Here is a 15,339-nt window from a genome sequence, read left to right on the forward strand (position 1 = left end):
GGCGCCGAGTGTTGCCAAAAACCCGCACTATCTTATAAATCTGATAAATGGCTTGTCAGTCGGGGATCGCGGCCCGTATATCCGCGTAGAAGAGCCGCCGTTCGAGCGGCCGCAAAACTGCGATTAGGGGAGACTGAAATGCGCTTGAGAACTCTGGTCCGTTGCTCGGCTTCTGCCGCCGTTCTGGCCCTCTCCGCCTCACCGGCATGGGCGCAGGATGCAGGGACCCCCGCCACTCCCGCCGCCGGCGCGCAGGACGAAGCCGCCCAGGATGACGGCGAAGGCATCGTCGTTACCGGCTATCGCGAGTCGCTCCGTTCGCAGCAGAATATCCGCCGCAATTCCACGCAGATCGTCGATGCGATCGTCGCGGAGGACATCGGCAAGCTCCCCGATATCACCGTGTCCGACACCGCTGCACGTATCCCTGGCGTTCAGGTCGAGCGTAGCGGCGGCGAAGCGAGCCGCGTGCTGGTCCGCGGCCTCCCAGATTTCACCACCACTTATAATGGCCGCGAGATCTTCACGGCCGAAACCCGCTCGGTGGCGCTGCAGGACTTCCCCTCGGGCGCGATCGGCGCGATCGAAGTGTTCAAGACCTCGACCGCCAATCTCGTCGAGCCGGGCCTTGCCGGGCTGATCAACGTCCGCTCGCGCCGCCCGTTCGACTTCGATGGCTTCCATGTCGCGGGCTCGGCCTGGGGGACCTACACCTACCAGGCGCGCGACATTAACCCGAACGGCAACATCCTGGTGACCAATCGCTGGGATGTCGGCGGCGGCGAGATCGGCGCGCTGCTCGGCCTGTCTTATACCAGCTTGCATTATCGCGATTCAACTCGCTCGAACACCGATTTCGTCGCGGGCGGCGGGCCCAACGGCACCCAATTCCCGGACATCCAGCGCGTCACTTATGACGAGGGTGATCGTCAGCGCCCATCGGTCAACGGCGCGATCCAGTGGCGCCCGGCGCCCGGCATTGAGCTGTATGTCGAGGGTCTTTACCAAGGCTTCAGGAACAAGCTCTCGTCGCGCGAAATGAGCGCTGCGCTCTGGGGCGGATCGGGCTTCTCCAACGTTGTGACACGTCCCGGTCGACCCGATCTGCTCGACAGCGCGACCGTAGTTAACCCGCGCCGCGTGGAAGGATTCCAAGGCGGCACCTATAACAAGACCGACACTTATCAGTTTGCTATCGGCGGCAGCTTCGAAACCGGCGGACTCAAGATCAGCGCCGATGTCGCGCGTACCGATTCGACCTTCACTGGCTCGACCGCCAGCGTCGATTATGCCTTTGCCAATCCGCAGACGATCGCATTCGACACCGATTCAGATAGTGGCGATGGCGGCCCGATCTTCTCGATCCCCGGCTTCGACGTCGCCAATCCCGCGAACTACGTCTATCGTGGCTTCTACGAGGAAGCGCAGCAGGCCGAGGGCAAGGACTGGCAGTCGCGACTCGACGTCACTTACGAAACCGGCATGCCATGGCTGAGCTCGATCGAAGCCGGCGTGCGCTACACCGACCGCGACGCGCATCGCGAATACGGCTCTCGCTATTTCGAGCGCGAAGGCAACCGTTCGCCCTTCTCGGCAGTGCCGCTCACCTATGAGCTGTTCGACGCAGGCTTCCGCGGCGCCGATCCGCGGCCGGGCATCACGACGTGGCTGTCGCCGACCTATGACAGCATCCGCGCCAACCTTCAGCGGCTGCGCGAATTCAATCAGCCCGGCACCGCAGGCCCACCGGCCGCGGATCCGCTGCAGACCTGGGACGCCAAGGAGAAGCATTTTGCAGCCTATGGCCAGGTGCGCTACTCGATCCCGCTGGGCGGCGACGCCAGCATCGATGGCACCGTCGGCCTGCGTTACGTCAAAAGTGACCTCGATCTATCCGGCACGCAGCTGGTTTTCCCGGCCAATGGCGGTCCGGGCGTGCTCACGCCAACTGTCGTCGATCGCAAATTCGAGGCCTGGCTGCCCAATATCAACGCGCGTATCCGTATCACCCCGCAGTTCCAGGCGCGCCTTGCGTTCACTGAAACGCAGACGCGGCCCAACTTTATCGATCTGCGCGCATCGGGAACGCTTGATCGGCCCGACACCTGTCTCGCGACGACGCCACGTCCTGCCAATTGTTTCCAAACGGGCAATGGCGGCAATCCATATCTCAACCCGCTGACTTCGCAGAACTACGATGCCGCGCTCGAATATTATTTCTCAAGCAACGGCTTCGTCTCGGTAAGCCTGTTCCATCGCGACCTCAACGGCTTCATCGAGAACAATGTGTTCCAGGGCGAGCTCCCCAACGGCACGCCGCTGCGCCTGAACTCTCCGGTCAACGCCGGCAAGGGCCGGATTCGCGGCTTCGAAGTCCAGGCCTCCACCTTCCTCGATTTCGTCGGCCTGCCGCAGTTCGGCATCCAGGGTAATGTCACCAATCTCGATGCCCGCTCGGACTTCCGATATGACGAGGGCTTCGTAAACCCGAACAACGGACCTCAGGTCCGCCGCGTTGACACCGTCAACCGCGAACTGATGGGGGTTTCCGACTGGTCGTACAATCTCGCCGCATTCTATGAAGGCAACGGGCTGTCGACGCGCCTTACCTATAACTGGCGCAGCGCCTTCCCGCTGACGTACCAGCGTCGGGGCAACCATCGTTACACCGAACAGGCCGATCCGGTTAAGCGCCTTGACCTTTCGATCAACTATGACGTGATGCCGAGCCTCACTGTCTTCGGCGACTGGACCAACATTCTGGGCGATCCGTTCAGTTCGACGCTTACCCGCGCCAACACCGAGGACAATCCTCGCAACGCAGCGGTGAACCCAGGCCCGAACGGCCCGGACACCGGCTTCTACGCGACCTACCCGCGCGTTGTGCGGTATGAAGAGTTGACTCTCACGGTCGGCGTCCGCTTCCGCTTCTAACTGCTCGGACCCGAGGCGCATGGGAGCCGGAGAGCCTTGCTCTTCGGCTCCTGCCGTTTGAGGATGCCGCGATGAGCGATGGGGAAGCTCCGCAACGGACGCGTGTGGTCATTGTCGGCGGGGGAACCGCGGGCTGGATGACGGCCGCGGGGCTGGTGCGCCGGCTCTCGCACGCCTGCAGCGTCCGCCTGGTCGAATCCGAGGAGATCGGCATCGTCGGGGTCGGCGAAGCGACGCTCCCGCATCTGCGCGCCTTCGTTCAGATGCTGGGGATTGACGAGGCCGAGTTCATGCGCGTGACGCATGCGACCTACAAACTCGGCATCGATTTCCGCGATTTCGGGCGGATCGGCGATTCCTATCTCCATCCGTTCGGCAGCTTCGGCACACCGCTGAACGGCGTCCCCTTCCACCATTTTTGGCTGCGGATGCAGGCCGAGGGCCGGCAGGATTCGCTGTTCGATTATTCGATCGCCAACGTCATGGCCAAGCACCGCCGCTTTCAGCCGCCCTCCGCAGATACCAGCTCGATGCTGTCGACCTATGGCTATGCCTATCAGTTCGATGCGACGCGCTTTGCGCCCTATCTGCGGGATTATGCCGTCGCGCGCGGCGTCGAGCGCACCGAGGGCCGCGTTGTTGATGTCTCTCTGGATACCCTGAGCGGCGACGTGACCGCCCTCACGCTCGCCAGCGGCGAGCGTATCCAAGGCGATCTGTTCGTCGATTGCTCGGGATTCCGCGGGCTGCTGATCGGTGGCGCACTGGGGTCCGAATGGGAGGATTGGTCGCGCTGGCTGCCTTGCGACCGCGCAGTCGCCGCACCCTGCGCCTCCGCCGACGCGGAGATCGACCCGCTCACGCGCGTGACCGGCATGCCCTCGGGCTGGCGCTGGCGCATCCCGCTGCGCCACCGCGTCGGCAATGGCTATGTCTTCTCCTCGTCGCATATCGGCGAAGACGAAGCGACCAACGCGCTCGTCGCGGCGCTCGAAAACCCGTCGCTCGCCGATCCGCGCGTGCTTCGCTTCCGCGCCGGGCGCCGCAAGCGCAGCTGGGACCGCAACGTCGTCTCGATCGGCCTCGCTTCGGGTTTCCTCGAGCCGCTCGAATCGACCAGCATCTATCTGGCGCAGGGCGCAATCGAGCAGCTGATCGCGCTGTTCCCCGCCGGCGGCCATATCGCCGCCGCCGACCGCGACGAATTCAATCGCATGGTCGATTGGGAATATGACCGCATCCGCGACTTCCTGATCCTCCATTACCACGCGACCGCGCGCGGCGATTCGGACTTCTGGAATGACATGCGCACCATGAGCATCCCCGACAGCCTGGCATGCAAGATGGAGCTGTTCCGCACCGCAGGCCGGGTCGAGCGATACACCCAGGGACTTTTCCTCGAGCCGAGCTGGGTCGCAGTCTATCTGGGCCAGGGCCTGGTCCCGCGAAGCTGGGACCAGCGCGCGGACACGATCGATAGTGCGCGCTTGGCGCCTGCTCTCGACCAACTCCGCGAGCAGATCGCGGAAGCCGTGCGCGGCATGCCCAGCCATGATGCGTACCTCGCCAGACAGGAGGCGGGCGCATGACCGATCGGGCGATCCGCTCGGTCTGCGTGGTCGGCAGTGGCGTCGTCGCCCGGTCGGCCGCTGCGGCTTTTGTGCGGGCATTGCCGCAAGTCGAAGTGCAAATCGTGTGGGCGCCGTCGGACCCCGCAGCGCTCGCCGACGAGCCCTGCGCGACGCTGCCGAGCATCCACCGCTTCCATGCCGCGATCGGCATCGACGAGCTGAGCCTCGTCCGCGAAGGCGCTGCCACGCACCTTCTCGGCACGCGTTTCGAGAACTGGCCCGCCGGCCCGGAGCCTTGGACCCACGCCTTCGGCGAATACGGCCTCAAGGCCGGAGACATCCCGTTCCACGCCATCTGGCACGCCGCGCACCTTGCCGGCCGCGCCGCGCCCTTCGGCCATTACAGTGCCGCCGCAATGCTCGCCGAGGCTGGCAAATTCACGCATCCGAGCCAGGACCCCGCCTCGCCGCTCGGCGGCTTCCTCTATGCCCTGCGGCTAAACCATGTCGCTTACGGCAATCGTCTGTCGCAGATCACCGCCACCCTGCCCCGCCGGACCTTTCTCGCGGCCGAGCACGACGGAAAAGGGATCACGGCGCTGCGGCTGAGCGATGGCAGTGCGATACAAGCCGATCTCTATCTCGACTGCACCGGTCCCCAGGCACTGCTCCGCTCGCTTCTCGACCAGGAGTTCGAGTCCTGGGATGCCTGGCTGCCCTGCGACCGAGTCCTGTTCGATCACTACAGCGGTTCTGCAATCTGCCCGCTCGACCGCGTCGATACGCAGGCCGACGGCTGGCGCCGCGTCTCGCCCACGCCGTATCTCTCCAACGTGACACACGCCTGGAGCAGCCGCTTCGCCGAGGGGCGCAACGAACTCGGAGCAATTGCCATCAAGCCGGGCCGCCGCCCGCGCCCCTGGGCGGGTAATGTGCTGGCGCTGGGCGATGCCGCAACCGCGACCGATCCACTGTTCGGCACGCCGCTCCACCTCGCCCATGCCGGCATATTGCTGGCGCTGGAGCTCCTCCCCGGCCGGGATTTCAACGCGATCGAACTCGGCGAATATAATCGCCGGTTCGAACAGGAAGCCAAAGGCGTCCGCGATTTCCTGACGCTGCACTATCGCCGAACGGCGCGCAGCGAACCCTTCTGGACAGAGGTGGCGAAGCAGAACCCGCCCGCCAGCCTAATGCGCATCCTGGAGCAGTTCGGGCGACGGGGACGCCTGCCTCCGTCCGACGTGCAGGCCTTCGATGCCGATAGCTGGATCGCGGCTTTGCTTGGGCTTGGATTGCTGCCGCAGTACGCAGATCCCGTCGCGCAGGGCGTCGATCCAGACAAGGCAGCCGCCGCGATGGAAGCCTTAACACGCTGCCTCGCCGACGCGCCCGCCACCGTCCCGCTTTATCGCGACATCCTCGCCCGGATGGGTGCGCCGGTCGCCGGCCCCTCGACCTGAGGGGCGGCAGACCCGCTGCCGATCATTTCTTCGCGGTCGGCCGAAGGCTCACGCCCACTTGCGGCTCACCGTCCTTCCAAAGCAACGGCGCAACATAGAAGAAGCGCTTATTGTCGAGCTTGCGGCACCCCGGCGTTGCCGCCCAGGCGTGGAAGGAGATGAACTGACGCGCGCCGACATTGAACACGCTCTGATGCCCCGGCCCGCTCAGGCAGCCCGCTTCGCGGTTGTTGTAACTGTAGAGGATCGGATTCTTCACCGCGTCCTTGCAGGGGCCCATCGGCCCCTCGCACTTTGCCCAGCCCATCGCATAAGGCGAGAGCCGCTGATCGGCCTCCCAGCCATAATGATTGGCCGAATAGAACATCGCATAGCCGCTATCGGTGCGCACCATCGTCGGCGCTTCGATCACATGCGCTTCCCATTTGGTGTCGTTGCGCAGAAGAGCGACCGGCGCACCTTCCAGCCGCAGGCCATCGTCGCTGAGGCGCTGGGCATACAGGTCCGTGGGCTTGCGAAACTGCGGGTTGTTCCCATCATTCTTGTAATAGATGTAGAGCTTGCCGTCCTTGTCGCGGAACGGCGCGGCGTCGATCGTCCCGCCCAGGTCCCGCTGGCAGAGCAAAGGCTCGGCGGCCTCCGAAGTGAACGGCCCGACCGGGCTTGTGGCGAAGGCCGTGCCCACGCACTGAAGGCCGCTCGAACGCTCCTTGGCCGTGAAATAAAGGACGAAGCCATTGGCGACACGAAGCACCTCCGGCGCCCAGGTGAAGCCTTCGCGGGCCCAACCGGGCAGCTTCGGCATGGCATCGTGCAGCTTGCCGCCATCCTTGACCGGCGCCCAATCGGAGAGATTGGTGGAGGACGCCATCTGCACATTCGCCTCGTTGCGCTGGGCATTGGTGGCGTATGCATAGAAGGTGCCATTATGGAGCAGCACGAAAGGATCGGCGAAATCCTCCTGGAGCACCGGCGCGAAGGGCTCAGGATCCTTGGCCGGGGAAAACGCAGTGCAGCCGATCGCGGCGAGGGCAAGAAGAAGATACTTGGGCACGCTTCACTCCTTGTGCGCGAATATCGCGATGGCGACGGCTTCCGGCAGCCGCCTCAATCCCCTAGGGGATATTATCATATAAATCACCCCGATATAAAATAGCCCGCGCAATCGCGGCGAGGAGTTTTCAATGCCCTTCATTGTCACCCGCACCGATTTCGGCACGCTGAACGGCGGGACGGTCGAGCTGATCACGCTTTCGAACGGCAGCATGGAGGCGGGCATCCTGACCTATGGCGCCGGAATCCACGCCGTGCGCGTGCCCGATCGTGACGGCACCATGGCCGATGTCGCGCTCGGCCATGCCACGCTGCAGGAATATCTCGATCTGCCGCAATTCATGGGCTCGACCGTCGGCCGTGTGGCCAACCGCATCGCCGGCGGGCGTTTCGAGCTCGATGGCCGCGAATATCGCGTGCCGGTCAATAACGGTCCCAATTCGCTCCACGGCGGCGATCAGGGCTTCGACAAGGTCAATTGGCGCGTGCTGGCATCGAGCGAGGACGGCGCCGCTTCGGTCACGCTCGGCCATGTCAGCCCAGACGGCGATCAGGGCTATCCGGGGACGCTCACCGCCACCGCCAGCTATTCGCTGGACGGCGAGAACACGCTCTCGGTCGAGTATCGCGCCGCGACCGATGCGCCGACCTTGGTCAACCTTTCCAACCACGCTTACTGGAACCTCGCCGGCGAGGGTGCGGAACGCGGTGCGCTCGGCCAGCTCCTGACCATCCCCGCCGATCACTATCTGCCGACCGACGCGACCGCGATCCCCAGCGGCGAATTCCGCGCCGTGGAGGGCACGCCGTTCGACTTCCGCGAGCCGACCCGCATCGCCGCGCGGGTGCGCGACGCGCGCGACGAACAGCTCCGCTTCGGACGCGGCTACGATCATAATTGGGTGATCGGTCGCGACGTCGCCGCCGAGCCGCGGCTGCTCGCGCGGCTGGAGGAGTCGGTCTCGGGCCGCACGATGGAAGTCCGCTCGAACCAGCCCGGCCTGCAATTCTATTCGGGGAATTTCATGGACGGGACCTCGGTCGGCAAATCGGGCAGCATGTACCGGATGGGAGACGCCGTCGCCCTCGAACCGCAGCAATTTCCCGACACGCCCAATCGCCCAGAATTCGGCTCGCTGCGGCTCGAGCCCGGCGAGACCTATCGCAACATCATTTCCTGGCGGTTCGGCACCGCCTCGCCGCGCTGAGCCGGAACCCTGGCACCGGCAGCCGGTTAGTCGCGGATCGGCAGACCGGAGACAGTCATGGACCTGACAGGCAAGCGCATCCTCATCACCGGGGGCGCCGGCGGCGTCGGCCGCGCAGTCGCGGAGCGGATGGTGGCCGCCGGCGCCCGCGTGCTGATCGCCGATCGCGGCGAGACTGACCTGCGCGCAGCGGTCGAGGGGCTGGCCGGCAAAGGCGAGATCGAGGCGGTGACGGCCGATCTGTCGGGCCCGACCGGGCTCGATCGCATGTTCGAGCGCGTCGATAGCTGGCTCGGCGGGCTCGACATGCTCATCGCCTGTGCCGGGGTCGGCTCGGGTCCGCTGATGGAAATGGACGACGCCGATTGGCGCTATGTGATCGAAAGCAATCTGCTCAGCTATGTCGCCTGCACCAAGGGCGCGATCGACCGCATCAAGGCGGGCGGCACCCGCGAGGGCCTGATCGTGCTGGTCGGATCGATCAGCGTGCACATCAAGGCGGTCGGCGAGAGCGTCTACAATGCCGCCAAGGGCGGCGTCGCCTCCTTCGCCGAGACGTTGCGCAAGGAACTGATCCCGCACGGCATCCGCCTGACCTTGATCGAGCCTGGCGCGATCGCCTCCGCGCTGCAGCCCTTCGCGGAAGAAGAACGCGCGCGGCAGATGCAGGCGTACAAGATGCTGCCGCCCGCCGAAGTCGCCGACGCGATCATGTTCGCCGCAACCCGCGGCCCGGGCGTCGATGTCGTGACGCTGCGCATCGAGCCGCTCGACCAGAAGATCTGGTAGGCCTCAGCGCAGGACGGCGCCCGCCTCCCGCGTAATCCGAGCCTCGGGCCCCTTCAGCCGGACACCCCGGGCATCGACCGTGGCGTGGCGCACGAGCAGTCCACGCTTCGACTCGATGCGAACGTTGCGGAATACTAGCCCCTCGATCGGCCGCTCGGGCAGGCCCACCACTACCCCTGCGCGGTCCGCGCCGGTGGCGGTCAGTCCGTCGACAATGATGTTGCGGATCCAGGGCGTGCTGCCCGGCTTGTAGGGCTGCGCAGGATCGCTGTCGGGCGGGTAGATCTGATGACCAAGCACGAAGCCGCCCTTGCTGCGCAAAATGGCGGCCACCGCCTCTTCGTCATAGCCGGCGCCCTCGTAATAGCCCGAGAACACCATCGGCGTTTCGACGTCGATCATCCGGTTGTTGCGGAAGACTATGTCCTGCACCAGCCCGCCACGCCCGCGCGGGGTCTTGATGCGGATGCCATACATGCTGCCGACCAGCTCATTGTCTTCGATGAGGACATTGCGAACGCCGCCCACCGTCTCGCTGCCGATGCAGATGCCGCGCCCCGCTTTGCCGCGATTGCCGCGGATGACGATGTTCTCGACCGCGGCATCGGGCCGCAGCGGGTTCGCCTTGAGCGACTTGATCGCGACTGCGTCGTCGCCGGTGTCGAAGAAATTCTTCTCGATCAGCACGTTGCGCACGTCGATCGGATCGATCGCATCGGTGTTCGGCGAATGGGCGAGCGCAATGAACGCCATGCCGCGCACCGTAATGTCCTCGCTGTCCTTGAGCACCAGATGGAAGCTCGGCGCATTGTAGAGCCCGACGCCTTCGAACAGAAGGTTGCGGCTGCGCGTCGCGTGGATAAGCCGCGGACGATTGGTGCTACCGCCCTTCATGTTCCGCCGCGCCTGCTCGCGCCAGCGCTCCCACCACGATGCGCCCTGCCCGTCGACGCGGCCCTTGCCGGTGATCGAGACATTCTCAGCATCGGCAATGTTGATCAGCGCGATCCAGTCGGCATTGGTCGTATAGGCCTTGGTCGCAGGCGTGACCTTGTAGGGCATCTCCGCGTCCACGCCGACCAGTTCGGAATAGGGCGCGAGATGCAGATTGATGTTCGATTTGAGGAAGATCGGCCCGATCAGATACTCACCGCGCGGCACTTCCACCGTGCCGCCGCCCTTGCCCGCACAATCATCGATCGCGCGCTGGAATGCGGCCGTGTCCTCGAAAACGCGCGTGCCCTTGGCGCCATAAGCAGTGACGTCACAAATGCGCGCGGGCGTCTTCACCTGCGCTTGCGCCGCTGCCGTGCCAGGAACCGCAAGCGCCACCAGCAGCGCCAGCGCCGCGCGGATCATGCGTCCTTCACCAGATCGGCGAGCCATTTCTCCAAATTGGTATAGCCGTCGCCGTTGCGGTCCTTGCTGGCGTCAGCCGCATCCTTGGGGTTGAGCCCATGGCCGCGCTCCCATGCGTCCGGAATGCCGTCATCATCGCTATCCAGCGGAGCCGCTGCGCTCTTGAGCTCGGGCCAGCCGCCGACATCGCGCTGGCTGTCGATCTGCACGCCGCTCCGGTCGCGCACCCCCGCCACGACACGGGCATCGACTGCGTCGCGGGCCTTCGATGCGCCCGCCTTGGCCAGCACCCGTTCGTAGGCATTGGGCGCCGGATCGGACTTGACCGGAGCCACATCGACCGGCGCGGCAAGCCGGTAGCCCTCGGGCTGGATACCGGTCACCAGGCTCCACGGATCGGCGGGAATTGCGCCGTTCATGCTGTTGCCGGCGAAATAGGCCTTGGCCAGCGTGTTCGATTCCTCGAACGCGATCGGCGCCTTGGATTGCGGCCCGGCGACATAGGCATTGTCGACGAAATTGTAGCGCGAGAGCGTCGCCTTGTCAGCATTATAGCCCGAGCGGCCTTTCCCCCAATTGTAGAAGACGTTCGAACGGAAATCGAAGAACGCGCCGATCGGATCCACATCAGGCCCGCTGTAATTTCCCGGCCGCGGCATCCGCGCCGAGTGATTGGCCCAGAGATTGTGGTGAAAGCTCACCTTCGATCCGCGCCCGCCGCGCACAAGGCTGCCATAGCCATGATCGCCCTTGGCATGGAGCGAATGCGTCAGCGATTCCGAGATGATCGACCATTGCACGGTGACGTCGTCAAAGCCGTTCGCAGGATCCGTGAAATTGGCCGAGACCGACAACGTCTCGTCGACCGACCAGCTTGCCGAGACGTGATCGAGGATGATCCGCCGCCCCTTGGTGACCGTGACGGCATCGGACTCGGTCTTGGATTCATCGCCCAGCCGCGAGCGGATGTAGCGCACCACGACATCGTCTGCGGAGACCTGAAGCATGTAATCGCGCAGCGTGATGCCCTCGCCGGGCGCCGATTGCCCCGCGATCGTCACGCGGCCCTCGCGGATCACCAGTGGCTTGAGCAGCCGGATCGTACCCGCAACGCGAAACAGGATCGTGCGCGGTCCCTTGGTCTCGACCGCGGCGCGCAGGCTGCCGGGACCCGAATCCTCGAGATTGGTGACGAACAGCACCGTGCCGCCACGCCCGCCCAGCGACTGCGCGCCGGCACCCTCGGCCCCGGGGAACGCGACAACGGGCGCAGCAGACCTGTCGCCCGCATGTGCCGCGCAAGCCGCGGAAAGCAGGGCACCGGAAAGAACGAAAAGGTTACGCGAGTTCATTCCAATACTCCGCCGAGAAAAGGGGGCCGGCAGCAATGCGCACGCCGACCCCCCGGAATTTCGGTCCGCTACCGGGACCCTAGAAGAGGACGCGCAGCCCGCCGGTGAAGATACGGCCGGTGCTGCCGTAATTCTGCGTCACCGGACTGTTGCCATACATGGTGCGATACTGTGTCTCGTTGGTCAGGTTGCGGCCCTCGAGCGTCAGCTTCGCCCATTTCGTCACGTTCACGCCGATAGCGAAGTCGATGTTGAGCGTGTCTTCGTTGAAGCCGAAGTCCGCGAGCACCGGCGAGTTGCAGGGCCCGCCCGCATTGGTGGTGGTGCCCACCGAGCAGGTACCCGAAGCCAGCGGGAAGCGATTGACGTAGCGCTTGCGGTACGCACCGGAGACCCGGGCCGAGAGAACCTTGTCTTCGTAATAGAGCGTCGCGTTGAACGCATCCGGCGAAGTGTTGAGGAACGGCCCCTCCGCATAGCTATTCGCGGCAACTCCGTTGGACCCCGTCTGCGTCGCGCCCGTCACCGTGCCGGTCAGATAGTTCAGCTTGGATTCGATGTGCGTATAGTTCGCGATCACGCCGAACCGGTCGAACGGCGCGGGCAGGAAGGAGAAGTTCGACTGGACGTTGACTTCGACCCCCTTGATCTCGCCACCCGGCGCATCCGCGAACTGGCGGATGTTGAAGGTGCCGCCGCGCTCGACATAGGCGCGGAAGGTCGCGTTGGTGAACAATGGCAGGATCTGCGCGTAGATCTCCGGCGACAGCACCGACGAGAGCGGCCCCTCGCCCGCGATCTGCTGCGGGAAGCTCGCAATGTCCTTCTTGAACAGGGTGACTGCGATCAGCCCGTCGCGGCCAAAATACTTCTCGAAAGAAAGGTCGAAGTTGGTCGCGCGGAACGGGTTGAGATACGGATTGCCGATCGTCACCGAAGGCGCCGCACCTGCCGAGTTGAGCCCGCCGGTGAGGTTCGGGAACGAAGTCGTCCCCGGCGTCAGATTGGCAAGCTGCGGGCGGGCCATGACCTTCGAGACTGCGAAGCGCACCAGGAAGTTGTTTGCCGGCTCGAACACGATGTTGGTCGAGGGCAGCCAATCCCAATATTCGTTCTCGGCCGAAACCGGAATGCCCGCGGCGCCATCGGTCCCGCCGATCGCGCCGAAGCCGGTCACCTTGGTCCGCGCCACGCGCAGGCCCACGTCGCCGCGAAGCGGACGCCCGAACAGCTCGACATCGTAATCGACCTGGAAGAAGCCCGACATGTCCTCTTCGGTTACGTTGTTGGCCTGGCGGCCGTCGGCGACGCCGCGATAATCGCCCCACTGGTTCACGCAGTCGCAATCGATGCCGAACTGCGAGCGGAAGGAGTTGAGGTTCGGTGCGTAGAAGGAGGTCGGCGTTCCCGCCGAGACGTTCAGCCCCTGGCCGAAATTCACGGTCTGGCCGAGCGCGGTGATCGGAATCTTCGCTTCGAGCAGCGTCGGGTTGATCGCCTCGATGTCCTGATTGCGGCGGCGCTGATTGCTCTCGAAGCTGAACTTCTTGTAGGTCCCGCCGAAGCGCAGCGTCATGTCGTCCGGGATCGCATCGAGCGTGAAGTTGACGCGGCCGACGCGGAATTCGTTGTTCACCATCGTGTTGAAATAGCGGATCGTCGACAGACCCTTCACCAGCGTCCAGTTCTGCGGGTTGGCGACGTCGAAGCCGGGGTTGAACACCGGCATCTTGTCTCCGGCGCGATCGTCGAAGGTGTAGTTATTGCGGTCGATCGCGTTGATTTCCGCGAGCAGGCCGATTGCGCGGAATTCGGAGCGCGAATAGCCCAGGGTCGCTTCAGCACGGAACGTGTCGGTGAACTCCTGCGTGGCGTTGAGCGTGCCCTGGTAGAATTTCGTCGTGCCGAACTGCGCGTCGGCGGAGCTGCGCCAATCGACATTGTCGAGCACCAGATAGTCCGCCTGACCCGCGGCATTGACGTTCGCCTCACGGATGCGCGTGCTGGGACGGCCGATCAACTGGTCATAGAATGCAGTCTGGTTGGCGCTGGCGATATAGCCCGGCGAGGCGGCGTTGTTGTAATAGTCGAACGGGTTGAGATTGTTCGGGTTCATGCTGTTCAGATAGCCCGGCAGCACGGTCGTGCTCCCCTGCGTCCCCGAACAGTTGGTCGTCGCAGACGTCACGCAATTGGGATAGAGCGCGACGCGATCCGGGAAATAGTTGGTGTTGCCGACGGGACGCAGGCCCGCCGAGCCCGTCTGTTGCGCACGCGCATTGGTGCCGTTGCGGTTCAGGCCGATCGGCGTGATCGCATAGGTCGTCGAATCCTGATCGTAGCGCGAATAGACGCCGTCGAGGATGATCTCGGTGCGGTCGCTCGGGCGCCACTGCATCGTCGCAGTCGCGCCGAGGCGCTCATATTCGAGCTCCTGGCGGCCGATCGAAGGCAGCGCCGGAATGATCGTGGTCGGAGTAACCTTGGCGTAAGCCGTGGGGTCCGAACCAAAAGTCGCGCCGGTGCCCGCCGTGCTGGGACGGGCGAAACCGAAGACGTTGGGCGTGACGCCGTTGATCTGCGAGTTGCGATAGACATATTCGAACTGGCCGATCGAGCGCTGATAGCGATCGATCTGCTGCTTCTGCTTCTGATACGCGACCGAGGCGAGGATGCCGAAATTGTCGGTCAGCTGGAACGATGCCAGCCCGGTCAGGCGCGGATTCCAGGTCTTGCCGTTCTCGCGATATTCGCCCTCGACGCCGATTGCGAAGCGATTGCCCTTATAGGCGAGCGGGCGGCCGGTCGTCAGATCGATGATCGCGCCGAGCGAGCCCTCGTCGTTCATCGCCGCAGTCGACTTGGTGATCTTGACCCCGCCGAACAATTCCGAGGCGAAGGTGTTGAAATCGAAGCCGCGCGAGCGGTTCGCGCCGGCATCCGAGCTGTTGCCGCCGGCAGCGGACTGCGCGTCGGCGCCGTTCAGGCGGGTCTGCTGAAAGTCGCCGCCCAGGCCGCGCACGGTGATCGAGCGGCCCTCGCCATTGTCGCGGTCGATCGACACGCCTGGGAGACGCTGGATCGATTCGGCGAGATTGGCGTCGGGGAAGTCGGCAATGTCTTCGGCAGTGATCGCATCGACGATCTGGTTGGAGCTGCGCTTGATGTTAAGCGCGTTCTGAAGCGAGGCGCGGAAACCGGTGACAACGATGCCATCCTCCTGGGTCGCCGCATCCTGTGCGTCGTCCTGAGGCGCAGCGGTCTGCGCGGTCTGTGCCGCCGGTGCATCCTGTGCATATGCAGGCGCGGCCATCAGCATCGCGAGACCCAGCGCACCGAGCGCAGATCCATCGCGAAGCATCGAAACAAGAGCGTGACGGCGCCCGGCGATCGCCGCTGCACCATTGATATCGTTGGACATTATACTTCCTCCCAGCCTGTTCGGCCAAGCGATGCGCTGCACCTGGATGGGGAGGATCGGTGTTCCGCTGCCCAGTCGGCCGGCGCAGCGCGCCGACTCGTCCAGGCTTCCTCCCTATGCCATCCGCGGATCTTCGCCCGCTCGGCGCAAGCGTCGTTAACGCTTGGTTTCGCCGCCATTCTTCCGCCA

At 64.6% G+C, this 15,339-nt stretch carries 9 protein-coding genes; 5 read left to right on the top strand and 4 right to left on the bottom strand.

What is annotated here, in order from left to right:
* Positions 1–138 precede the first annotated feature (138 nt).
* From ACZZZM_RS14930 to ACZZZM_RS14940, 3 genes are all read left to right on the top strand, one after another.
* Positions 139–2,934: a TonB-dependent receptor gene (locus tag ACZZZM_RS14930; protein ID WP_463595871.1), complete on the top strand. Its 2,796-nt coding sequence runs from the start codon at positions 139–141 to the stop codon at positions 2,932–2,934.
* 71 nt (positions 2,935–3,005) lie between these two features.
* Positions 3,006–4,523: a tryptophan halogenase family protein gene (locus ACZZZM_RS14935; RefSeq protein ID WP_463595872.1), complete on the top strand. Its 1,518-nt coding sequence runs from the start codon at positions 3,006–3,008 to the stop codon at positions 4,521–4,523.
* On the top strand, positions 4,520–5,968 hold the full coding sequence (locus tag ACZZZM_RS14940; protein WP_463595873.1) for a tryptophan 7-halogenase: 1,449 nt from the start codon (positions 4,520–4,522) through the stop codon (positions 5,966–5,968). Before ACZZZM_RS14935 ends, ACZZZM_RS14940 begins: the two co-directional genes overlap by 4 nt.
* A gap of 22 nt (positions 5,969–5,990) precedes the next feature.
* Here ACZZZM_RS14940 and ACZZZM_RS14945 read toward each other — a convergent pair whose 3' ends face one another.
* Positions 5,991–7,022 (bottom strand): glycoside hydrolase family 43 protein, encoded by a 1,032-nt coding sequence (locus tag ACZZZM_RS14945; protein WP_463595874.1) that lies wholly within the window; start codon positions 7,020–7,022, stop codon positions 5,991–5,993.
* Between the two features lie 130 nt (positions 7,023–7,152).
* Here ACZZZM_RS14945 and ACZZZM_RS14950 point away from each other — a divergent pair, with 130 nt between their 5' ends.
* Both ACZZZM_RS14950 and ACZZZM_RS14955 read left to right on the top strand, forming a co-directional pair.
* Positions 7,153–8,229, top strand: a complete 1,077-nt coding sequence (locus ACZZZM_RS14950; RefSeq protein ID WP_463595875.1) for an aldose epimerase family protein — start codon at positions 7,153–7,155, stop codon at positions 8,227–8,229.
* Between the two features lie 57 nt (positions 8,230–8,286).
* Positions 8,287–9,018, top strand: a complete 732-nt coding sequence (locus tag ACZZZM_RS14955) for an SDR family oxidoreductase (RefSeq protein WP_463595876.1) — start codon at positions 8,287–8,289, stop codon at positions 9,016–9,018.
* A gap of 3 nt (positions 9,019–9,021) precedes the next feature.
* On the opposite strand, the gene ACZZZM_RS14960 is transcribed toward ACZZZM_RS14955, so the two are convergent.
* The 3 genes from ACZZZM_RS14960 to ACZZZM_RS14970 all read right to left on the bottom strand — a co-directional run bounded on the left by ACZZZM_RS14960 (position 9,022) and on the right by ACZZZM_RS14970 (position 15,150).
* Entirely contained in the window at positions 9,022–10,377 is a 1,356-nt protein-coding gene (locus ACZZZM_RS14960; protein ID WP_463595877.1) for a glycoside hydrolase family 28 protein, read from the bottom strand.
* Positions 10,374–11,729 (bottom strand): pectate lyase family protein, encoded by a 1,356-nt coding sequence (locus ACZZZM_RS14965; RefSeq protein ID WP_463595878.1) that lies wholly within the window; start codon positions 11,727–11,729, stop codon positions 10,374–10,376. The genes ACZZZM_RS14960 and ACZZZM_RS14965 overlap by 4 nt, the downstream gene beginning before the upstream one ends.
* Before the next feature lie 79 nt (positions 11,730–11,808).
* Positions 11,809–15,150, bottom strand: coding sequence for a TonB-dependent receptor domain-containing protein (locus ACZZZM_RS14970; protein ID WP_463595879.1), 3,342 nt, complete (start codon positions 15,148–15,150; stop codon positions 11,809–11,811).
* Between the last annotated feature and the right edge of the window lie 189 nt (positions 15,151–15,339).

The sequence above is a fragment of the Sphingomonas sp. AC522 genome (genome assembly GCF_979258125.1).